Annotated in this window: 19 protein-coding genes and 4 tRNA genes; all 23 read right to left on the reverse strand. The window is 57.4% G+C overall.

The features are described 5' to 3' along the window. Window positions 1-2: 2 nt before the first annotated feature. Window positions 3-302 carry a 50S ribosomal protein L23 gene (rplW, locus tag ACWKWX_RS28580; RefSeq protein ID WP_008374165.1) on the reverse strand — a complete coding sequence of 100 codons (300 nt, stop codon included), beginning with the start codon at window positions 300-302 and terminating at the stop codon, window positions 3-5. After that, window positions 299-901, reverse strand: a complete 603-nt coding sequence (gene rplD, locus ACWKWX_RS28585; RefSeq protein WP_008374167.1) for a 50S ribosomal protein L4 — start codon at window positions 899-901, stop codon at window positions 299-301. Before rplD ends, rplW begins: the two co-directional genes overlap by 4 nt. Window positions 902-913: 12 nt before the next feature. Then, window positions 914-1549: a 50S ribosomal protein L3 gene (rplC, locus tag ACWKWX_RS28590; protein ID WP_007924205.1), complete on the reverse strand. Its 636-nt coding sequence runs from the start codon at window positions 1547-1549 to the stop codon at window positions 914-916. Between the two features lie 81 nt (window positions 1550-1630). After that, window positions 1631-1942 (reverse strand): 30S ribosomal protein S10, encoded by a 312-nt coding sequence (gene rpsJ, locus ACWKWX_RS28595; RefSeq protein WP_003186070.1) that lies wholly within the window; start codon window positions 1940-1942, stop codon window positions 1631-1633. 141 nt (window positions 1943-2083) lie between these two features. Beyond that, window positions 2084-3277: an elongation factor Tu gene (gene tuf, locus ACWKWX_RS28600; protein ID WP_010220303.1), complete on the reverse strand. Its 1194-nt coding sequence runs from the start codon at window positions 3275-3277 to the stop codon at window positions 2084-2086. A gap of 31 nt (window positions 3278-3308) precedes the next feature. After that, on the reverse strand, window positions 3309-5411 hold the full coding sequence (gene fusA / locus ACWKWX_RS28605) for an elongation factor G (protein WP_416427123.1): 2103 nt from the start codon (window positions 5409-5411) through the stop codon (window positions 3309-3311). A 30-nt stretch (window positions 5412-5441) separates the two neighbouring features. After that, window positions 5442-5912, reverse strand: coding sequence for a 30S ribosomal protein S7 (gene rpsG / locus ACWKWX_RS28610; RefSeq protein WP_002555493.1), 471 nt, complete (start codon window positions 5910-5912; stop codon window positions 5442-5444). Window positions 5913-6031: 119 nt separating this feature from the next. After that, the gene (rpsL, locus tag ACWKWX_RS28615; RefSeq protein ID WP_003186084.1) at window positions 6032-6403 is read right to left on the reverse strand and encodes a 30S ribosomal protein S12; all 372 of its coding nucleotides are present in this window, start codon (window positions 6401-6403) and stop codon (window positions 6032-6034) included. A 206-nt stretch (window positions 6404-6609) separates the two neighbouring features. Next, on the reverse strand, window positions 6610-10809 hold the full coding sequence (rpoC, locus tag ACWKWX_RS28620; RefSeq protein ID WP_268147895.1) for a DNA-directed RNA polymerase subunit beta': 4200 nt from the start codon (window positions 10807-10809) through the stop codon (window positions 6610-6612). Between the two features lie 64 nt (window positions 10810-10873). Continuing rightward, window positions 10874-14947, reverse strand: a complete 4074-nt coding sequence (gene rpoB / locus ACWKWX_RS28625; protein ID WP_416427124.1) for a DNA-directed RNA polymerase subunit beta — start codon at window positions 14945-14947, stop codon at window positions 10874-10876. Window positions 14948-15166: 219 nt separating this feature from the next. Then, window positions 15167-15532: a 50S ribosomal protein L7/L12 gene (rplL, locus tag ACWKWX_RS28630; protein ID WP_416427125.1), complete on the reverse strand. Its 366-nt coding sequence runs from the start codon at window positions 15530-15532 to the stop codon at window positions 15167-15169. 74 nt (window positions 15533-15606) lie between these two features. Further along, window positions 15607-16107 (reverse strand): 50S ribosomal protein L10, encoded by a 501-nt coding sequence (rplJ, locus tag ACWKWX_RS28635; protein WP_416427126.1) that lies wholly within the window; start codon window positions 16105-16107, stop codon window positions 15607-15609. Between the two features lie 201 nt (window positions 16108-16308). Continuing rightward, window positions 16309-17004, reverse strand: coding sequence for a 50S ribosomal protein L1 (rplA, locus tag ACWKWX_RS28640; protein WP_416427127.1), 696 nt, complete (start codon window positions 17002-17004; stop codon window positions 16309-16311). Continuing rightward, entirely contained in the window at window positions 17004-17435 is a 432-nt protein-coding gene (rplK, locus tag ACWKWX_RS28645) for a 50S ribosomal protein L11 (RefSeq protein WP_416427128.1), read from the reverse strand. The genes rplA and rplK overlap by 1 nt, the downstream gene beginning before the upstream one ends. Window positions 17436-17552: 117 nt before the next feature. Next, window positions 17553-18086 carry a transcription termination/antitermination protein NusG gene (gene nusG / locus ACWKWX_RS28650; RefSeq protein WP_108240418.1) on the reverse strand — a complete coding sequence of 178 codons (534 nt, stop codon included), beginning with the start codon at window positions 18084-18086 and terminating at the stop codon, window positions 17553-17555. 9 nt (window positions 18087-18095) lie between these two features. Then, window positions 18096-18464: a preprotein translocase subunit SecE gene (gene secE, locus ACWKWX_RS28655; RefSeq protein WP_027981997.1), complete on the reverse strand. Its 369-nt coding sequence runs from the start codon at window positions 18462-18464 to the stop codon at window positions 18096-18098. Window positions 18465-18510: 46 nt separating this feature from the next. Next, window positions 18511-18586, reverse strand: a tRNA-Trp gene (locus ACWKWX_RS28660). Window positions 18587-18681: 95 nt separating this feature from the next. Continuing rightward, window positions 18682-18757: transfer RNA gene (locus ACWKWX_RS28665), tRNA-Thr, on the reverse strand. A gap of 26 nt (window positions 18758-18783) precedes the next feature. Then, window positions 18784-18857, reverse strand: a tRNA-Gly gene (locus ACWKWX_RS28670). Between the two features lie 23 nt (window positions 18858-18880). After that, window positions 18881-18965 (reverse strand) — tRNA-Tyr (locus ACWKWX_RS28675). Window positions 18966-19113: 148 nt separating this feature from the next. Then, window positions 19114-19560 (reverse strand): hypothetical protein, encoded by a 447-nt coding sequence (locus ACWKWX_RS28680; RefSeq protein WP_416427129.1) that lies wholly within the window; start codon window positions 19558-19560, stop codon window positions 19114-19116. Between the two features lie 7 nt (window positions 19561-19567). Further along, entirely contained in the window at window positions 19568-20317 is a 750-nt protein-coding gene (locus tag ACWKWX_RS28685; RefSeq protein ID WP_483829513.1) for a pantothenate kinase, read from the reverse strand. After that, the gene (gene birA, locus ACWKWX_RS28690; protein ID WP_416427131.1) at window positions 20307-21266 is read right to left on the reverse strand and encodes a bifunctional biotin--[acetyl-CoA-carboxylase] ligase/biotin operon repressor BirA; all 960 of its coding nucleotides are present in this window, start codon (window positions 21264-21266) and stop codon (window positions 20307-20309) included. Before birA ends, ACWKWX_RS28685 begins: the two co-directional genes overlap by 11 nt. Between the last annotated feature and the right edge of the window lie 203 nt (window positions 21267-21469).

Here is a 21469-nt window from a genome sequence, read left to right on the forward strand (position 1 = left end):
CCTTACTCAGCACTGCTGCTGAAATCGAGATCTTGGCCTGGCTGAAGGGAGATAACTGCCTTCTTCCAGTCATTACGCTTGCCCAGACCGCGAGCAGTGCGCTTGGTTTTACCCAGAACATTCAGGGTAGTCACGCGCTCTACTTTCACGCTGAACAGGCTTTCGACGGCCTTCTTGATTTCCAGCTTGGTTGCATCAGTAGCAACCTTGAAAACGAACTGACCTTTTTTGTCTGCCAGAACCGTAGCCTTCTCGGAAACGTGCGGGCCAAGCAGAACTTTAAATACGCGTTCCTGGTTCATCCCAGCAGCTCCTCGAATTTCTTCACGGCCGACACGGTGATCAACACCTTGTCGTATGCGATCAGACTAACTGGATCGGAACCTTGCACGTCACGTACGTCGACGTGAGGCAGGTTGCGAGCAGCCAGGTACAGGTTCTGATCAACAGCGTCAGACACGATCAGGACGTCAGTCAGACCCATGCCATTCAGCTTGTTCAGCAGGTCTTTGGTTTTTGGAGCTTCAACAGCGAAGTCCTGAACCACGACCAGACGATCGGTACGTACCAGCTCAGCAAGGATGGAGCGCAGGGCAGCGCGGTACATCTTCTTGTTCAGCTTTTGCGAGTGGTCCTGAGGACGCGCTGCAAAGGTGGTACCGCCGCCGCGCCAGATTGGGCTACGGATGGTACCGGCACGAGCACGGCCAGTACCTTTCTGACGCCATGGGCGCTTGCCGCCACCGGAAACGTCGGAACGGGTTTTCTGCTGCTTGCTACCTTGACGGCCGCCAGCCATGTAGGCCACGACTGCTTGGTGAACCAGCGTCTCGTTGAACTCGCCGCCGAAAGTCAGTTCGGAAACTTCGATCGCTTGAGCGTCATTTACATTTAATTGCATTTCAGCTTCCCCTTAACCGCGAGCCTTGGCTGCCGGACGCACAACCAGGTTGCCGCCGGTAGCGCCAGGAACAGCGCCCTTGACGAGCAGCAGATTGCGTTCAGCGTCGACGCGCACAACTTCCAGGGACTGCACGGTCACGCGCTCAGCGCCCATATGACCGGACATTTTTTTGCCCTTGAATACACGACCAGGAGTCTGGCACTGGCCGATAGAGCCAGGGACGCGGTGGGAAACGGAGTTACCGTGGGTGTTGTCTTGACCGCGGAAGTTCCAACGCTTGATGGTACCGGCAAAGCCTTTACCCTTGGACTGACCGGTAACGTCTACCAGTTGGCCTGCAGCGAAGATTTCAGCATTGATCAAGTCGCCAGCCTGGTACTCGCCTTCTTCAAGGCGGAATTCCCAGACACCGCGACCAGCGGCAACGTTCGCTTTAGCGAAGTGACCTGCTTGAGCAGCAGTCACACGCGAAGCACGACGCTCACCTACAGTGACTTGCACTGCACGATAGCCATCGGTTTCTTCAGTTTTGAACTGGGTGACGCGATTCGGCTCGATCTCAATGACCGTGACCGGAATGGAGACACCTTCTTCGGTGAAAATACGGGTCATACCGCATTTACGACCGACTACACCAATAGTCATGTTGTAAACCTCATGAGTGTACGGGGCTTTCACCCGCTATGGCCGCCCATTTCAGAGCGTTACACGACTAAGACCCGAGTCTTAGCCGAGGCTGATCTGCACTTCCACACCTGCCGCAAGATCAAGCTTCATCAGCGCATCAACGGTTTTATCCGTTGGCTGGACGATGTCCAGAACGCGCTTATGAGTACGGATCTCGTACTGGTCACGCGCGTCTTTGTTGACGTGCGGGGAGACCAGAACGGTGAACCGCTCTTTACGGGTAGGCAGTGGAATTGGACCACGCACTTGAGCACCAGTACGTTTCGCGGTTTCCACGATTTCCTGGGTGGATTGGTCGATCAGGCGATGGTCAAAAGCCTTCAACCTGATACGGATTTGCTGATTTTGCATTGGATTTCAGACTCCAGGCTGCTATTCCCACCGGACGCACTACGCCCGATAAAAGGAGGCGTGATTCTATAGACGGGCCCATTGGGTGTCAACCGAATAAAAAAAACCCCCGCTGAGCGGGGGTTTTTCCTAGCTCATCGATTACTCGATGATCTTGGCTACGACACCAGCGCCGACGGTACGACCGCCTTCACGGATGGCGAAACGCAGGCCGTCTTCCATTGCGATGGTCTTGATCAGGGTAACAGTCATCTGAATGTTATCACCTGGCATTACCATTTCAACGCCTTCTGGCAGTTCGCAGTTACCGGTCACGTCAGTGGTACGGAAGTAGAACTGAGGACGGTAGCCTTTGAAGAACGGAGTGTGACGACCGCCTTCTTCTTTCGACAGAACGTAGACTTCTGCGGTGAACTTGGTGTGCGGCTTGACCGAACCTGGCTTGACCAGAACCTGGCCACGCTCAACGTCGTCACGCTTGGTACCACGCAGCAGAACGCCGCAGTTCTCGCCAGCACGACCTTCGTCCAGCAGCTTGCGGAACATCTCAACACCGGTGCAGGTGGTGGTGGTGGTGTCACGCAGACCAACGATTTCCAGGGCGTCCTGAACGCGGACGATACCACGCTCGATACGACCGGTAACAACGGTACCACGACCCGAGATCGAGAATACGTCTTCGATTGGCATCAGGAACGGCTTGTCGATAGCGCGCTCAGGCTCTGGGATGTAGCTGTCCAGAGTCTCAACCAGCTTCTTGACAGCGGTGGTGCCCATTTCGTTGTCGTCTTTGCCTTCCAGCGCCATACGAGCCGAACCGATGATGATCGGGGTGTCGTCGCCTGGGAAGTCGTAGGTGGACAGCAGGTCGCGAACTTCCATCTCAACCAGTTCCAGCAGCTCAGCGTCGTCTACCAGGTCAGCCTTGTTCAGGAAGACCACGATGTACGGAACGCCTACCTGACGGGACAGCAGGATGTGCTCACGGGTTTGTGGCATCGGACCATCGGCGGCCGAGCAAACCAGGATCGCGCCGTCCATCTGGGCAGCACCGGTGATCATGTTCTTCACGTAGTCAGCGTGACCTGGGCAGTCAACGTGAGCGTAGTGACGAATGTTCGAGTTGTACTCGACGTGCGCGGTGTTGATGGTGATACCACGAGCTTTTTCTTCTGGAGCCGAGTCGATCTTGTCGAACTCAACAACGGCCGAACCGAAAACTTCGGAGCAGACGCGAGTCAGAGCAGCGGTCAGGGTGGTTTTACCGTGGTCAACGTGGCCGATGGTGCCAACGTTTACGTGAGGTAGGGAACGATCAAATTTTTCTTTAGCCACGACAGTGAACTCCTAGCCTAAAGGGGCTGAATCAGCCTTGTTTTTTAACGATAGCTTCGACGATGTTCGACGGAGCTTCGGAGTATTTGGAGAATTCCATAGAGTAGCTCGCGCGACCCTGAGACATGGAACGGACGTCGGTCGCATAACCGAACATCTCACCCAGCGGAACTTCGGCGCGGATAACTTTGCCGGAAACCGTGTCTTCCATACCCTGGATCAGACCGCGACGACGGTTCAGGTCACCCATCACGTCGCCCATGTAGTCCTCAGGTGTTACAACTTCGACCTTCATGATCGGCTCAAGAACAACACCGCCACCTTTGGTAGCCAGTTGCTTGGTCGCCATGGAGGCTGCCACCTTGAACGCCATCTCGTTGGAGTCGACGTCGTGGTAAGAGCCATCGAAAACGGTCGCCTTCAGGCCGATGAGCGGATAGCCGGCAACAACACCGTTCTTCATCTGCTCTTCAATGCCCTTCTGGATAGCAGGGATGTATTCCTTAGGAACCACACCGCCCACTACTTCGTTCACGAATACCAGACCTTCCTGACCTTCGTCTGCCGGAGCAAAACGGATCCAGCAATGGCCGAACTGGCCACGGCCGCCGGACTGGCGAACGAACTTGCCTTCGATCTCACAGTTCTTCGTGATCTTCTCACGGTAAGAAACCTGTGGTTTACCGATGTTGGCTTCAACGTTGAACTCACGGCGCATCCGGTCAACCAGGATGTCCAGGTGCAACTCGCCCATACCCGAGATGATCGTTTGACCAGTCTCTTCGTCGGTCTTGACGCGGAAAGAAGGGTCTTCCTGAGCGAGTTTGCCCAGTGCGATACCCATTTTTTCCTGGTCATCCTTGGTCTTTGGCTCAACGGCAACCGAAATAACCGGCTCCGGGAAGTCCATGCGAACCAGGATGATTGGCTTGTCAGCGGAGCACAGGGTGTCACCAGTGGTGACGTCCTTCATGCCGATCAGGGCCGCGATGTCGCCAGCGCGTACTTCCTTGATCTCTTCGCGGGTGTTTGCGTGCATTTGCACCATACGACCCACGCGCTCTTTCTTGCCCTTGACCGAGTTGATCACGCCGTCGCCGGAGCTCAACACGCCCGAGTAAACGCGAGCGAAGGTCAGGGTACCCACGAATGGGTCGGTAGCGATCTTGAACGCCAGAGCCGAGAACGGCTCGCTGTCGTCTGCATGACGCTCCATGGCAACAGTCTCGTCATCCGGGTCGGAACCCTTGATGGCAGGAATGTCGACAGGTGCTGGCAGGTAGTCGATAACGGCGTCCAGAACCAGGGGCACGCCCTTGTTCTTGAACGAGGAACCGCAAACGGCCAGAACGATTTCGCCGGCGATAGTACGCTGACGCAGGGCAGTCTTGATCTCTTCGATCGACAGCTCTTCGCCTTCCAGGTACTTGTTCATCAGCTCTTCGCTGGCTTCGGCGGCAGCCTCAACCATGTTGCTGCGCCACTCTTCAGCCAGTTCCTGCATGTCGGCAGGGATAGCTTCGCGACGAGGGGCCATGCCCTTGTCAGCGTCATCCCAGTAGACAGCTTCCATGGTCATCAGATCGATCTGACCCTGGAACTCGTCTTCCGCGCCGATTGCCAGCTGGATTGGCACCGGGGTGTGACCCAGGCGCTGCTTGATCTGACCTACAACGCGCAGGAAGTTAGCGCCTTGACGGTCCATCTTGTTGACGTAAACCAGACGTGGAACGCCGTATTTGTTGGCTTGACGCCATACGGTTTCCGACTGTGGCTCAACGCCCGAGGTACCGCAGAACACAACGACAGCACCGTCGAGCACGCGCAGCGAACGTTCTACTTCAATGGTGAAGTCAACGTGGCCGGGGGTATCGATGATGTTGAAGCGGTGCTTCTCGAACTGCTTGACCGAACCTGCCCAGAAGGCGGTAGTAGCAGCGGAAGTAATGGTAATACCCCGCTCCTGCTCTTGCACCATCCAGTCCATGGTCGCGGCGCCATCATGCACCTCGCCCATTTTGTGGTTTACGCCTGTGTAGAACAGGACGCGCTCGGTGGTCGTGGTTTTACCCGCGTCCACGTGAGCAACGATACCGATGTTACGGTAGCGTTTGATATCAGTTGTACGAGCCATAAAGCCCTCGCAAAATAATTGACGCTGGATTTAGAAGCGGTAGTGCGAGAACGCTTTGTTGGCTTCAGCCATACGGTGAACGTCTTCACGCTTCTTAACTGCAGCACCTTTGCCTTCGGCAGCGTCCAGCAGTTCGCCGGCCAAGCGCAGAGCCATGGACTTCTCACCGCGCTTGCGCGCGAAGTCTACCAGCCAGCGCATTGCCAGGGCGTTACGACGGGAAGGGCGAACTTCGACCGGAACCTGGTAAGTAGCACCGCCTACACGGCGCGACTTTACTTCGACCAGCGGAGCGATGGCGTCGAGAGCTTTCTCGAAGATTTCCAGTGGGTCGCTGTTCTTGCGTTCTTTAACCTTTTCCAGCGCGCCATAAACGATACGCTCGGCAACGGCTTTCTTGCCGCTTTCCATCACGTGGTTCATGAACTTGGCCAGGATCTGGCTGCCGTATTTTGGATCGTCAAGCACTTCGCGCTTGGCTGCTACGCGTCTTCTTGGCATGGATAAGCCCTCAAACGGTCTTCAGGTTAGCTCGGGACATCCCACCCTGAGGTGCGGGACCCGACCTTACTCTTATCGACTCAGAAAAATAGATAATTGCAATGTGCTGCAAGCGGCCATTACTTCGGACGCTTGGTACCGTACTTCGAACGACCTTGGTTACGACCTTTGACGCCGGAAGTATCCAGGGAGCCGCGAACGGTGTGGTAACGAACACCTGGCAAGTCTTTTACACGACCGCCGCGGATCAGTACCACGCTGTGCTCTTGCAGGTTGTGGCCTTCACCGCCGATGTACGAGGAAACCTCGAAACCGTTGGTCAGGCGCACACGGCATACTTTACGCAGTGCCGAGTTAGGTTTTTTCGGCGTGGTGGTGTACACACGGGTGCACACGCCACGACGTTGCGGGCAGTTCTGCAGCGCAGGTACGTCGGATTTCTCGACGATACGCTTACGCGGCTGACGTACCAGCTGGTTGATAGTTGCCATCTACTAGCTCCACTGTTGTCTTGCGACGCTATTGTCTTGCAAGAAAAGCAAAATGGCAGGACATACGTCCCGCCAGATTTAGGGGTACAAGAGTCTAAAGAGGATCTTGCCCCCAGTCAAGGCAAGGCCCCGCCCTCCCCGACCAGCCGAGCCTGGACATTGTGTGTCCAGGTTCGTCAGTCGCAGACGCCGGGGCCCTGCTCTTTTCAGTTACCGCTGGAGTTCAGCGCTTCAGTCAGTGCCGCTTCGACTTCGCTCGCGCTTACACGCAACGGTTTGTCAGCATCACGGCGACGCTTGCGCTCGCTGTGGTATGCCAGACCGGTACCGGCCGGGATCAGACGACCCACGACCACGTTTTCTTTCAGGCCGCGCAGGTAGTCGCGCTTGCCGGTTACCGCCGCTTCGGTCAGTACGCGGGTGGTTTCCTGGAAGGAAGCCGCCGAGATGAACGATTCGGTGGACAGCGAGGCCTTGGTGATACCCAGCAGCACACGGGTGTACTTGGAGATGAACTTGTCTTCCGATGCCAGGCGCTCGTTCTCGCCCAGTACCTGAGTCAGTTCCATCTGGTCGCCCTTGATGAAGCTGGAGTCACCCGACTCGGCGATCTCGACCTTGCGCAGCATCTGACGCAGGATGGTCTCGATGTGCTTGTCGTTGATCTTCACGCCTTGCAGACGGTAAACGTCCTGGATCTCGTTGACGATGTACTTGGCGAGCGCGCTCACACCCAGCAGACGCAGGATGTCGTGCGGATCGCTAGGACCGTCGGAGATAACTTCGCCGCGGTTCACTTGTTCGCCTTCGAAGACGTTCAGGTGACGCCACTTCGGAATCAGCTCTTCGTACGGATCGCTGCCGTCGTTCGGGGTAATGACCAGGCGGCGCTTGCCCTTGGTCTCTTTACCGAACGCGATGGTGCCGCTGACTTCAGCCAGAATCGAGGCTTCTTTCGGACGACGCGCTTCGAACAGGTCGGCAACGCGTGGCAGACCACCGGTGATGTCACGGGTCTTGGAGGTCTCTTGTGGAATACGGGCGATAACGTCACCCACACCCACTTGCACACCATCCGCAACACCAACGAGGGCGTTGGCCGGCAGGAAGTACTGGGCCGGTACGTCGGTACCTGGCAGCAGCAGATCCTTACCATCGACACCCACCATCTTGACCGCTGGTCGAATTTCTTTACCAGCTGCAGGACGGTCTTTGACGTCCAGTACTTCGATGTTGGTCAGACCGGTCAGTTCGTCGGTCTGGCGCTTGATCGTAATACCTTCTTCCATGCCCACGAAGGTCACGGTACCTTTCATTTCGGTAACGATCGGGTGAGTGTGCGGGTCCCACTTGGCCACGATGGCACCAGCGTCGACCTTGTCGCCTTCCTTCACCGAGATCACGGCACCGTACGGCAGCTTGTAGCGCTCGCGCTCACGACCGAAGTCGTCGGCGATAGCCAGCTCACCGGAACGCGACACAGCAACCAGGTTGCCGTCGGCACGCTCTACGTGTTTCAGGTTGTGCAGACGAACCACACCACCGTTCTTCACCTGGACGCTGTCGGCAGCCGAAGTACGGCTTGCAGCACCACCGATGTGGAACGTACGCATGGTCAGCTGGGTACCCGGCTCACCGATGGACTGGGCAGCGATAACGCCGACCGCTTCACCGATGTTCACCTGGTGACCACGAGCCAGGTCACGACCGTAGCACTTGGCGCAGATGCCGTAGCGGGTTTCACAGCTGATCGGCGAGCGAACGATCACTTCGTCGATGCTGTTGAGTTCGATGAACTCTACCCACTTCTCGTCTACCAGGGTGCCGGCAGGGACGATGACTTCGTCGGTGCCTGGCTTGAACACGTCACGGGCGATAACACGGCCCAGTACACGCTCACCCAGCGGCTCTACAACGTCGCCGCCTTCAATGTGCGGGGTCATCAGCAGACCCTGTTCGGTGCCGCAGTCGATCTCGGTAACTACCAGATCTTGCGCCACGTCTACCAGACGACGAGTCAGGTAACCGGAGTTAGCGGTTTTCAACGCGGTATCCGCCAGACCCTTACGAGCACCGTGAGTCGAGATGAAGTACTGGAGTACGCTCAGACCTTCACGGAAGTTCGCGGTAATTGGCGTCTCGATGATCGAGCCGTCCGGCTTGGCCATCAGGCCACGCATACCAGCCAGCTGACGAATCTGAGCTGCCGAACCCCGGGCACCGGAGTCAGCCATCATGTACATCGAGTTGAAGGATTCCTGGTCAACTTCGTTGCCGTGACGGTCGATGACCTTCTCTTTCGAGAGGTTGGACATCATCGCCTTGGAAACTTCGTCGTTGGCCTTGGACCAGAGGTCGATCACCTTGTTGTACTTCTCGCCCTGGGTTACCAGGCCGGAAGCGTATTGGCTTTCGATCTCTTTCACTTCGTCGGTCGCGGTACCGATGATGCGAGCTTTCTCATCCGGGATAACGAAGTCGTTAACACCGATGGAAACACCCGAAATCGTCGAGTAGGCGAAACCGGTGTACATCAACTGGTCAGCGAAGATAACGGTCTCTTTCAGACCAACCACGCGGTAGCACTGGTTGATCAGCTTGGAGATCGCCTTCTTCTTCATCGGCGTGTTGACGACGTCGAACGACAGGCCTGGTGGAACGACCTGGAACAGCAGCGCACGGCCGACAGTGGTGTCGACGATACGGGTGTTCTTGACGCTGCCGCCATCACGATCGTTTACAGTCTCGTTGATGCGCACTTTGATTTTTGCGTGCAGAGCTGCTTCGCCGGCGCGGAATACCCGGTCGACTTCCTGCAGGTCGGCAAACACGCGGCCTTCGCCCTTGGCGTTGATCGCTTCACGGGTCATGTAGTACAGACCCAGTACAACGTCCTGCGAAGGAACGATGATTGGCTCACCGTTGGCTGGCGACAGGATGTTGTTGGTCGACATCATCAGCGCACGGGCTTCGAGCTGGGCTTCCAGGGTCAGCGGTACGTGGACCGCCATCTGGTCGCCGTCGAAGTCGGCGTTGTACGCAGCACAGACCAGAGGGTGCAGCTGGATAGCCTTACCTTCGATCAGTACTGGTTCAAACGCCTGGATACCCAGACGGTGAAGGGTCGGTGCACGGTTGAGCAGCACGGGGTGTTCGCGAATCACTTCGGCGAGCACGTCCCACACCTCTGGCAGCTCGCGCTCGACCATCTTCTTGGCGGCCTTGATGGTGGTCGCCAGACCACGCATTTCCAGCTTGCCGAAGATGAACGGCTTGAACAGCTCCAGGGCCATCTTCTTCGGAAGACCGCACTGGTGCAGGCGCAGGGTCGGGCCTACGGTAATTACCGAACGACCCGAGTAGTCAACGCGCTTACCGAGCAAGTTCTGACGGAAACGACCCTGCTTACCCTTGATCATGTCAGCCAGGGATTTCAGAGGACGCTTGTTGGAACCGGTGATGGCGCGACCGCGACGACCGTTGTCCAGCAGGGCATCGACCGCTTCCTGCAGCATGCGCTTTTCGTTGCGCACGATGATGTCAGGAGCCGACAGGTCCAGCAGACGCTTCAGACGGTTGTTACGGTTGATCACTCGACGATACAGGTCGTTGAGGTCGGAAGTCGCGAAGCGACCGCCATCCAGTGGGACCAGTGGACGCAGGTCTGGCGGCAGAACCGGCAGAACGGTCAACACCATCCACTCAGGCAGGTTGCCGGAACCCTGGAAGGCTTCCATCAACTTCAGGCGCTTGGACAGCTTCTTGATCTTGGTTTCCGAGTTGGTCTGCGGAATCTCTTCGCGCAGGCGGCCGATCTCGTGTTCCAGGTCAATGGCGTGCAGCAGCTCGCGGACAGCCTCGGCACCCATGCGGGCGTCGAAGTCGTCACCGAACTCTTCGAGGGCTTCGAAGTACTGCTCGTCGTTCAGCAGCTGGCCCTTCTCCAGGGTAGTCATGCCCGGGTCGATAACGACGTAGCTCTCGAAGTAGAGCACGCGTTCGATATCACGCAGGGTCATGTCCATCAGCAGGCCGATACGCGACGGCAGCGACTTCAGGAACCAGATGTGGGCAACTGGCGAGGCCAGTTCGATGTGCGCCATGCGCTCACGACGAACCTTGGCCAGCGCGACTTCAACGCCGCACTTCTCGCAGATCACACCACGGTGTTTCAGGCGCTTGTACTTACCGCACAGGCACTCGTAGTCCTTGACTGGGCCAAAGATCTTGGCGCAGAACAGGCCGTCACGCTCGGGTTTGAACGTACGGTAGTTGATGGTTTCCGGCTTTTTAACTTCACCGAACGACCACGAACGGATCATCTCAGGCGACGCCAACCCGATACGGATTGCGTCAAACTCTTCGACTTGACCCTGGTTTTTCAGCAAATTCAGTAGGTCTTTCAAGGCCTTTCCTCCTGGCGGAGCAGGGAGCAGGCTTTAGGGGCCTGCTCCCGATTCGCGTCGCGTGTTATTCGGTTTCCAGATCGATATCGATACCGAGGGAACGAATCTCTTTGATCAACACGTTGAAGGACTCGGGCATGCCCGGCTCCATACGGTGATCGCCGTCCACGATGTTCTTGTACATCTTGGTACGACCGTTCACATCGTCCGACTTCACTGTGAGCATTTCTTGCAGGGTGTAGGCAGCACCGTAAGCTTCCAGTGCCCAGACCTCCATCTCCCCGAAACGCTGACCACCGAACTGAGCCTTACCACCCAGCGGCTGCTGGGTAACCAGGCTGTAGGAACCAGTGGAACGCGCGTGCATCTTGTCGTCCACCAAGTGGTTCAGTTTCAGCATGTACATGTAGCCAACAGTAACGTGACGCTCGAACTTGTTGCCGGTACGGCCGTCGAACAGCTGCATCTGGCCGCTTTCTGGCAGGTCTGCCAGTTTCAGCATGGCCTTGATTTCGCTTTCCTTGGCACCGTCGAATACCGGGGTGGCCATAGGCACGCCGCCACGCAGGTTCTTCGCCAGGTCCAGGATTTCCTGGTCGCTGAAGCTTTCCAGGTTCTCTTGGCGGCCACCGATCTCGTTGTAGATCTCGGTGAGGAACTTGCGCAGTTCGATGACTTTACGCTGCTCTTCGAGCATGCGGTTGATCTTTTCGCCCAAGCCCTTGGCCGCGAGGCCCAGGTGGGTTTCCAGGATCTGACCGACGTTCATACGCGAAGGTACGCCCAGCGGGTTGAGGACCACGTCCACAGGCGTGCCGTTGGCATCGTGTGGCATGTCTTCAACCGGCATGATCACGGAGACCACACCTTTGTTACCGTGACGACCGGCCATCTTGTCGCCCGGCTGGATGCGGCGACGGATTGCCAGGTAAACCTTGACGATTTTCAGCACGCCTGGAGCCAGGTCATCGCCTTGCTGCAGTTTGCGCTTCTTGTCTTCGAACTTGTCGTCCAGCAGGCGACGGCGATCAACGATGTACTGCTGGGCACGCTCCAGCTGTTCGTTGAGGGCGTCTTCGGCCATGCGCAGCTTGAACCACTGGCCGTGCTCCAGACCGTCCAGGACTTCGTTGGTGATTTCCAGACCTTTCTTCAGGCCGGCACCACCATCGACGATCTGGCCAACCAGGGCCTGACGCAGACGTTCGAAGGTTGCGCCTTCGACGATACGGAACTCTTCGTTGAGGTCCTTGCGGATCTCGTCCAGCTGGCTCTTCTCGATCGACAGCGCACGAGCGTCACGCTCAACGCCGTCACGGGTGAAGACCTGTACGTCGATGACGGTACCCTTGGTGCCGGTAGGCACGCGCAGGGAGGTGTCCTTAACGTCGCTGGCTTTCTCGCCGAAGATGGCGCGCAGCAGTTTTTCTTCCGGAGTCAGTTGGGTCTCGCCTTTCGGAGTGACCTTGCCGACCAGGATGTCGCCGGCGCCGACTTCGGCACCCACGTAGACGATACCGGCTTCGTCCAGCTTGTTCAGCGCTGCTTCACCCACGTTCGGGATGTCAGCGGTGATTTCCTCTGGGCCAAGCTTGGTGTCACGGGCCACACAGGTCAGTTCCTGGATGTGGATCGTGGTGAAGCGGTCTTCCTGAACCACACGCTCCGACAGACAGATGGAGTCTTCGAAGTTGAAACCGTTCCAGGCCATGAACGCGATGCGCATGTTCTGGCCCAGTGCCAGTTCACCCATGTCGGTGGACGGGCCGTCGGCCATGATGTCGCTGCGCTGAACACGGTCACCCTTGCTTACCAGCGGACGCTGGTTGATGCAGGTGTTCTGGTTCGAACGGGTGTATTTGGTCAGGTTGTAGATGTCTACACCGGCTTCGCCTGGCTCGACTTCATCGTCCGCCACGCGAACAACGATACGGCTGGCATCGACGGAGTCGATCACGCCGCCACGACGGGCCACGACGCAAACGCCGGAGTCACGGGCAACGTTGCGCTCCATGCCGGTACCTACCAGCGGCTTGTCGGCGCGCAGGGTCGGTACAGCCTGACGCTGCATGTTGGAACCCATCAACGCACGGTTGGCGTCGTCGTGCTCCAGGAACGGAATCAGCGAGGCTGCGACCGAGACTACCTGCTTGGGCGAAACGTCCATCAGGGTTACGTCTTCAGGCGCCTTCACGGTGAATTCGTTCAGGTGACGTACGGCTACCAGTTCGTCGATCAGGACCTTGTTCTCGTTCATGGTCGCCGAAGCCTGCGCGATCACGTGATCGGCTTCTTCAATGGCGGACAGGAACACGATCTCGTCGGTGACCACACCCTCTTTAACAACGCGGTACGGGCTTTCCAGGAAGCCGTACTGGTTGGTGCGAGCGTATGCAGCCAGGGAGTTGATCAGGCCGATGTTCGGACCTTCAGGGGTCTCGATCGGGCACACGCGACCGTAGTGAGTCGGGTGTACGTCACGGACTTCGAAGCCTGCGCGCTCACGGGTCAGACCACCTGGGCCGAGTGCGGAGACACGACGCTTGTGGGTAATCTCCGACAGCGGGTTGTTCTGGTCCATGAACTGCGACAGCTGGCTGGAACCGAAGAACTCCTTCACCGCGGCCGCTACCGGCTTGGCGTTGATCAGGTCCTGAGGCATCAGGCCTTCGCTTTCGGCCATCGACAGGCGTTCCTTGACCGCACGCTCAACGCGCACCAGGCCAACACGGAACTGGTTCTCGGCCATTTCGCCTACGCAGCGAACACGACGGTTACCCAGGTGGTCGATGTCGTCGACGATGCCCTTGCCGTTACGGATGTCGACCAGGGTCTTCAGTACGGCAACGATGTCTTCCTTGCTCAGCACGCCCGAACCTTCGATCTCGGTACGACCGATACGACGGTTGAACTTCATGCGACCTACAGCAGACAGGTCGTAGCGCTCTGGGCTGAAGAACAGGTTGTTGAACAGGGTCTCGGCAGCGTCCTTGGTTGGCGGCTCGCCAGGACGCATCATGCGGTAGATCTCGACCAGCGCTTCCAGTTGGTTGGCGGTGGAGTCGATCTTCAGCGTGTCGGAGATGAACGGACCGCAGTCGATGTCGTTGGTGTACAACGTCTCGATACGGACGACCTGGGCCTTGGCGATCTTCACCAGCAGCTCGGTGCTCAGTTCAGTGTTGCACTCGCAAAGGATTTCACCGGTTGCCGGGTGAACGATGGCCTTGGCGGTAGTGCGACCCAGCACGTAGTCCAGCGGAACTTCCAGCTCTTTGATGCCGGCTTTTTCCAACTGGTTGATGTGACGGGCAGTGATACGACGGCCCTGTTCGACGATGACCTTGCCGGTACCATCGAGGATGTCCAGGACAGCGATTTCACCACGCAGGCGCTGAGGCACCAGCTCCAGGCTGAGCTTTTCGCCCTGCACGTGGAATACGTTGGTGGTGTAGAAGGCATCGAGGACTTCCTCGGTGCTGTAGCCCAGTGCGCGCAGCAGTACCGACGCAGGCAGCTTGCGACGACGGTCGATCCGGACGAATACACAGTCTTTCGGGTCGAATTCGAAGTCCAGCCACGAGCCGCGGTAAGGAATGATGCGGGCCGAGTACAACAGTTTGCCGGAGCTGTGAGTCTTGCCACGGTCGTGGTCGAAGAACACACCTGGCGAACGGTGCAACTGGGAGACGATAACGCGCTCGGTACCGTTGATTACGAAGGTACCGTTTTCGGTCATCAGGGGGATTTCCCCCATGTAGACTTCCTGCTCCTTGATGTCCTTGATCGCTTTGTTCGACGATTCTTTGTCGAAAATGATCAGGCGTACTTTTACCCGCAAAGGTACGGCGTACGTTACGCCACGCAATACGCATTCTTTGACATCAAAGGCCGGTTCGCCCAGGCGATAACCAACGTACTCCAGAGCAGCGTTGCCGGAGTAGCTGATGATCGGGAAAACGGATTTGAAGGCCGCATGCAGACCGACGTCACGGAACTGGTCCTTGGTCGCGCCCGCCTGCAAGAATTCGCGATACGAATCCAGCTGGATAGCCAAGAGGTACGGTACGTCCATGACGTCCGGCAACTTGCTAAAGTCCTTGCGGATACGTTTTTTCTCAGTGTATGAGTAAGCCATCAGCGTTCCCCAGCTTGGTCACCTGCTTGTTTGGCCTCCCCCGACGGGAGCGGCCAGAAAATCGTGCAAACCCCTTGGTTTGCGCCACCGTCATCGGTGGTTGAAGCACGTTAGAGGCGCTGACCTGATCAGCTGCCAATAACGGAAAAAGGCCGGTGGCATGAGCCACCAGCCATCAGCCGTTCGCTTGACGCTCGGGCTGGAGACGCAAGGTCGAAATTACTTGACTTCGACTTTGGCGCCTGCTTCTTCCAGCTTCTTCTTGGCGTCTTCAGCGGCTTCTTTCGAAACGCCTTCAGCAACGACCTGAGGAGCGGTGTCAACTTTCTCTTTGGCTTCTTTCAGGCCCAGACCGGTCAGTTCACGAACTGCCTTGATCACGTTGACCTTCTTCTCGCCGGCTTCAACCAGAACAACGTTGAACTCGGTTTGCTCTTCAACAGCAGCAGCAGCTACAGCTGGGCCAGCCGAAGCAGCGGCAGCGGTAACACCGAATTTTTCTTCGAAAGCTTTGATCAGCTCAACAACTTCCATTACGGACATTGCGCCAACGGCTTCGAGGATTTGCTCTTGAGTAACGGACATGACTCTTTTCCTGAATTGGGGGACGGCCTACGCGACCATCGAAATAAACAAAAAACGCGAGAAGCGAGCGGCCCTTAGGCTGCAGCGGCTTCTTTCTGGTCGCGAAGTGCCGCCAGAGTACGAGCCAGTTTGCTGGTAGCGCCTTGAATCACGCTCATCAGCTGGGAAATGGCTTCGTCACGGGTCGGCAGCGTTGCCAGCACGTCGATCTGATTAGCTGCGAGGAACTTGCCCTCGAACGCAGCTGCCTTGATCTCGAACTTGTCCTGACCTTTAGCGAACTCTTTGAAGATACGAGCAGCAGCGCCCGGATGTTCTTTGGAGAAAGCGATCAAGGTCGGGCCTTTGAACACGTCGTTGAGGATCGAGTAATCGGTGCCTTCAACAGCGCGCTTGAGCAGGGTGTTACGTACGACACGTACGTATACGCCAGCTTCGCGGGCCTCTTTACGGAGTCCGGTCATAGCGCCTACAGTCACACCACGGGCATCAGCCACGACAGCGGACAGGGCACCTTTGGCAGCCTCGTTGACTTCAGCGACGATGGCCTTCTTGTCTTCGAGTTTAATTGCCACGGGTTTAACTCCTGCTTGTTACCGTTTCATCTGGCCTGGGCCGGATGTCGTTTTGGTGTCTAGTTCCAAAAAGGAACCGGGAGCACCATCTGCGTAGGCTTGTGGTTTAAGACTTGCGTCGCCTACGGTCTTGGATAGCCCCCGCAAAGCAGGGACCCCAATTTTTTCAACAGGGGTGATCGCTCACCCCTGCTTTACGTCTTAAGCGGTCAGGGAACCCTGGTCGATGACCAGACCTGGGCCCATGGTGGTGCTCAGGGTAACGCGCTTGACGTAGATACCTTTCGAGGAAGCTGGCTTGATACGCTTCAGATCAGCGATCAGGGCTTCAACGTTTTCCTTCAGCTTGGTGGCTTCGAAGCCAACCTTGCCAACGGAGGTGTGGATGATGCCGTTTTTGTCGGTGCGGTAGCGAACCTGACCAGCCTTGGCGTTTTTAACCGCGGTGGCTACGTCTGGAGTCACGGTACCGACTTTCGGGTTAGGCATCAGGCCACGTGGACCCAGGATCTGACCCAGTTGACCTACAACGCGCATGGCATCAGGCGATGCGATGACTACGTCATAGTTCAGGTCGCCGCCTTTCATTTCGGCAGCCAGGTCGTCCATGCCAACGCGGTCCGCGCCTGCAGCCAGGGCAGCTTCAGCAGCTGGACCTTGGGTGAAGACAGCAACACGTACGGTCTTGCCAGTGCCGTGTGGCAGCACGGTAGCGCTACGTACGACCTGGTCGGATTTACGTGGGTCAACGCCCAGGTTCACGGCGACGTCAAACGACTCGCTGAACTTGACGGTCGACAGCTCAGCCAGCAGAGCGGCGGCTTCTTCGAAGTTGTAGACTTTGCCAGCTTCGATTTTGGAAGCAATAGCCTTTTGGCGCTTGGTCAGCTTAGCCATTACACACCCTCCACGTTGAGGCCCATGCTGCGAGCCGAGCCAGCGATGGTGCGCACGGCGGCGTCCATGTCGGCAGCGGTCAGGTCAGCATTTTTGACCTTGGCGATTTCTTCCAGCTGAGCACGGGTCACGGTACCGACTTTAACGGTGTTCGGACGTGCGGAACCGCTGGTCAGGCCAGCAGCTTTCTTCAGCAGAACCGAAGCTGGGGTGCTTTTGGTTTCGAAGGTGAAGCTACGGTCACTGTAGACAGTGATGATAACTGGAGTTGGCAAGCCGACTTCTTGACCCTGAGTACGGGCGTTGAAGGCCTTGCAGAATTCCATGATGTTCACGCCATGTTGACCCAGAGCCGGGCCGACGGGCGGGCTAGGGTTGGCCTGGCCGGCCTTTACTTGCAGCTTGATGTAAGCCGTGATCTTCTTAGCCATGAGCTACTCCAATATCGGGTACGAACGCCAATTCAGGCTCCCCGGTTGCTTGCGTTTTATCCCAGAGACGACAAAACCCCGCAGCTTACGCCTGCGGGGCATGGGATATGCCTTCAATCAGACCTTTTCGACCTGACTGAACTCGAGCTCTACCGGAGTAGAGCGTCCGAAAATGAGCACGGCCACTTGGATCCGGCTCTTTTCGTAGTTGACCTCTTCGACGGTACCGTTGAAATCCGCGAACGGACCATCGGTAACGCGAACAACCTCGCCCGGCTCGAACAGAGTCTTGGGCTTTGGCTTGTCGCTGCCGTCAGCGACGCGACGAAGGATAGCTTCAGCTTCCTTGTCGGTGATTGGTGCAGGCTTGTCAGCGGTACCGCCGATGAAGCCCATCACGCGAGGAGTGTCCTTGACCAAGTGCCAAGTACCCTCGTTCATTTCCATCTGGACCAGCACATAGCCTGGGAAGAACTTACGTTCGCTTTTGCGCTTCTGGCCATTGCGCATTTCTACCACTTCTTCAGTGGGGACCAGAATTTCGCCAAAACCGTCTTCCATGCCAGCCAGCTTTACACGCTCGATCAAAGAGCGCATAACATGCTTCTCGTAACCCGAGTAGGCATGCACAACGTACCAACGCTTAGCCACGGGACACCCTTAGCCGACGATCAAGGAAACAAGCCAGCCGAGCAGGGAATCAAGACCCCACAACAGCAACGCCATGACCAGGACGACCGCCACTACGATCAGCGTGGTCTGCGTGGTCTCTTGGCGAGTTGGCCATACGACTTTACGGATTTCGGTACGAGCTTCCTTTGCCAGGACGAAGAACGACTTGCCTTTGGCGGTCTGCAGCGCGGTGAACGCAGCTACACCAGCAATGACGAGCAGTGCAAGCACCCGGTACAGGATCGGAGATGCGTGGTAATACTGATTACCAACCACGCCAACCACCACCAAAGCGACAACAACCAGCCACTTGAGCAGATCAAAGCGAGAGTCTTGGGCTTCAGCCTTAGGGGTCATCTAGGAGGATCCTGTGAAAAGAAAGCCAGACATCACCGAGTGAAGCTGGCAGGTCAGGAGGGAATCGAACCCCCAACCTACGGTTTTGGAGACCGTCGCTCTGCCAATTGAGCTACTGACCTAGAAACATAATCAGGCCGACCAGTATGCCGGACCGAATAAGCGATTACAACCACTTATAAAACAAAGGCAGATATTTTCATATCTGCCTGTGTAATGGAGCTCTTGAGCGGATTTGAACCGCTGACCTCACCCTTACCAAGGGTGTGCTCTACCAACTGAGCTACAAGAGCGAAACACTTTGCACAACCAGCAAACTTGGAGCGGGTAGCGGGAATCGAACCCGCATCATCAGCTTGGAAGGCTGAGGTTCTACCACTAAACTATACCCGCGGAGCTTGCTGCTCACGCTAAATTGGTGGAGGGGGAAGGATTCGAACCTTCGAAGTCTGAGACGTCAGATTTACAGTCTGATCCCTTTGGCCGCTCGGGAACCCCTCCTGAACGTGGGCGGCATTATCAACCTCTGCCGCCCTTCTGTCAAGCGTTTTTTTCAATTAAATCTGAAAGTTAGCTTCGTTTGACAGTCGCTTCACACCTTGAGCGTTTCCGCTTATCGCTGTGGAGCGGGCGCCATTCTATGCAGGATTCAAGAACCTTGCAACCCCTCACACAACATTATTTTCTGTTTTAAGTCTTTGAAATCATTGGAAAGTCTCTGGAGCAGGGTTTCGTCCAGCAAACGCCGGCTTTCGGGCGCAATTCGCAGCCAGTGAAAAACGCCTTCGGGGCTGCCAACCGGCACCGCGCGAGCGGAAATATCCAGGCTGGTGAGGCGTTGCTCGATAGGAGCCAGCTGTTCAGGCCGCGAAAAGCCACCCAGGTACAGGCAGTTTTCATCACGCGCTGGCGGCTTGGCTGCAGCCGCAGCACGTGCACGTGCGTCATCGGACTCACTCAGCAGGCGAATATCCTGCTGAGAGCCCTTGTAGAGCGACAGCGAGGTCACTTCCTTGGGCCTCAGCGGCGCTTCCTGCTGGTGCCATACAAAGTAGAAAACGTTGAGTACCAGCAGCAGGAGAAATAACCAGCGCATAATCACCTCAGGCCACCGGACAAGCGATGGCCAGGCCAACGAAGACAAGATCAGGAATGACGCTGGCACCTGGCACTGCATCCTTTACCAGCTCGGCATCGCCACCTGTGAGATACAGGGTGAAATCATCGCCCCACAGCTGCGCCGCCTGCTCGACCTGGGTGAGCACGAAGCCGCGCATCATCTGTGTGCAACCACGCTCCACTGCCTCTACCGTATTGCGCCCGGGCGCCAGGCTGCCGTGGGCGCGCTCGGCGGATTGGTCGTCATAGCGAATCTTGCGGGTGTGGGTGCGCAGCTGCCCGCGCATCAGCGGCATGCCCGGGCAGATGAACCCACCCAGGTGCTCGCCATCCGGGGCGACGAAGTCGGAAGTGACGGCCGTGCCCAGGTCGATGACCACACACGCGCGCCCTGCCAGTTTATAACCCGCTACCAGGGCCACCCAACGGTCCAGCCCCAGGCGTTCGAATTCCTGGTAACCGTTGCGCACCCCCACCAGTGTTTGTGCAGGACGCGCACAGACAGGCTGTACGGAGAACTCACTGGCCAGCAACGCCATCAGGCGACTGGTCTCGTCTTCGTTGCGAACGCTCACCAGACGACAATGCAGCAGCTGCAGGCCATCGATCGACTTCACCGCCTCGACCAGCACCTGGTCGGCGTCCACGACGCCACCGGCAAGGCGCGCACCGCCCTCACCCGCGATGACCCGCCATTTGATGAAACTGTTACCGCAGTCCAGCTCAAGAATCATTGCGCAACCTCAGGCTGAGCTCACCACCACTAAAGCTTTTTTCCACGCCATCAACCTCGAGGCGCAACGCGCCCTGGTGATCGATGCCCAATACCACGCCGTCTATCTGGTTGACTCCAGCGATCAGCGATACCGCACGCCCTTGCCAGACATGATTGGCCTCCCATAGCGCTTGGATCGCTGCGAAACCCTGCTCGCGATGCAAGGCCAGGTACTGCTCCAGGCGCTGGTTGAGGATGGCCACCAGCTGATTACGATCAATGGCCTTGCCGGCCTCCAGCTGCATGGAGGTCCACTGCTGGTCGACCGCATCGGTTGCCTGCATGTTCACATTGATGCCAATACCCAGCACCACGTGGCAGACATCGGCAGGGTCACCCACCAGCTCCAGGAGAATGCCGGCTATCTTGCGCTGGTCCACCAACAGGTCATTGGGCCACTTCAGCCCGGCCTTGGCGATGCCCAGCTCACGCAGGGCCTGCATCACTGCCACCCCCACGACCAGGCTCAAGCCTTCGAGCTGGCGCAGGCCGCCATCGATGCGCAATACCAGGCTGTAATAGAGGTTTTCCGCGAACGGGCTGACCCAGGTGCGCCCACGACGCCCCCGCCCTGCCGACTGCCGTTCAGCCAGCACCAGGAAAGGCGCACTCTCCCCCCTGCCGATGGCCCGTAGCGCCTCGGCGTTGGTGGAATCAATGGAATCAAAGATCAAGGTCGGCCAGCCTGGGGCGCCTGCATAGGCGTCTATGGCGTCCGCCTCCAACAACGCCAAGGGCGCAGCCAGCTGATAACCGCGGCCGCGGACCTTGTGGATAGGGAGATTGAGCTCGGCCTCCAGGTGCTGCAGCTGCTTCCAGACAGCGCTGCGGCTGATACCCAAGGCGGCTCCCAAGTCCTGGCCGGAATGGAAGCGACCATCCTTCAAGAGATTCAACAACGTCAACATGCCAGATTCGCCTCACAATGAGGCAGGCATGATAGCCATGCTGATGGCCGTTGCATAGAAATGGCCGGAAACATGGCCCGTAGCAGCGGCCACAGGCCGCGTCCGAGGAGTTTTTGCGCACGCCACAAAGACAAAACCCCCACCTGCCTGCGCAGATGGGGGTTTCGGAATTTAATCTTGACGATGACCTACTCTCACATGGG

The sequence above is a fragment of the Pseudomonas imperatae genome, from assembly GCF_057128625.1.

What these genes read in the sequence shown, in the direction of transcription:
- rplW (WP_008374165.1), bottom strand. Translation starts at nt 302, where the DNA reads ATGAACCAGGAACGCGTATTTAAAGTTCTGCTTGGCCCGCACGTTTCC.
- rplD (WP_008374167.1), bottom strand. Translation starts at nt 901, where the DNA reads ATGCAATTAAATGTAAATGACGCTCAAGCGATCGAAGTTTCCGAACTG.
- rplC (WP_007924205.1), bottom strand. Translation starts at nt 1,549, where the DNA reads ATGACTATTGGTGTAGTCGGTCGTAAATGCGGTATGACCCGTATTTTC.
- rpsJ (WP_003186070.1), bottom strand. Translation starts at nt 1,942, where the DNA reads ATGCAAAATCAGCAAATCCGTATCAGGTTGAAGGCTTTTGACCATCGC.
- fusA (WP_416427123.1), bottom strand. Translation starts at nt 5,411, where the DNA reads ATGGCTCGTACAACTGATATCAAACGCTACCGTAACATCGGTATCGTT.
- rpsG (WP_002555493.1), bottom strand. Translation starts at nt 5,912, where the DNA reads ATGCCAAGAAGACGCGTAGCAGCCAAGCGCGAAGTGCTTGACGATCCA.
- rpsL (WP_003186084.1), bottom strand. Translation starts at nt 6,403, where the DNA reads ATGGCAACTATCAACCAGCTGGTACGTCAGCCGCGTAAGCGTATCGTC.
- rpoB (WP_416427124.1), bottom strand. Translation starts at nt 14,947, where the DNA reads ATGGCTTACTCATACACTGAGAAAAAACGTATCCGCAAGGACTTTAGC.
- rplL (WP_416427125.1), bottom strand. Translation starts at nt 15,532, where the DNA reads ATGTCCGTTACTCAAGAGCAAATCCTCGAAGCCGTTGGCGCAATGTCC.
- rplA (WP_416427127.1), bottom strand. Translation starts at nt 17,004, where the DNA reads ATGGCTAAGCTGACCAAGCGCCAAAAGGCTATTGCTTCCAAAATCGAA.
- rplK (WP_416427128.1), bottom strand. Translation starts at nt 17,435, where the DNA reads ATGGCTAAGAAGATCACGGCTTACATCAAGCTGCAAGTAAAGGCCGGC.
- secE (WP_027981997.1), bottom strand. Translation starts at nt 18,464, where the DNA reads ATGACCCCTAAGGCTGAAGCCCAAGACTCTCGCTTTGATCTGCTCAAG.
- ACWKWX_RS28680 (WP_416427129.1), bottom strand. Translation starts at nt 19,560, where the DNA reads ATGCGCTGGTTATTTCTCCTGCTGCTGGTACTCAACGTTTTCTACTTT.
- ACWKWX_RS28685 (WP_483829513.1), bottom strand. Translation starts at nt 20,317, where the DNA reads ATGATTCTTGAGCTGGACTGCGGTAACAGTTTCATCAAATGGCGGGTC.
- birA (WP_416427131.1), bottom strand. Translation starts at nt 21,266, where the DNA reads ATGTTGACGTTGTTGAATCTCTTGAAGGATGGTCGCTTCCATTCCGGC.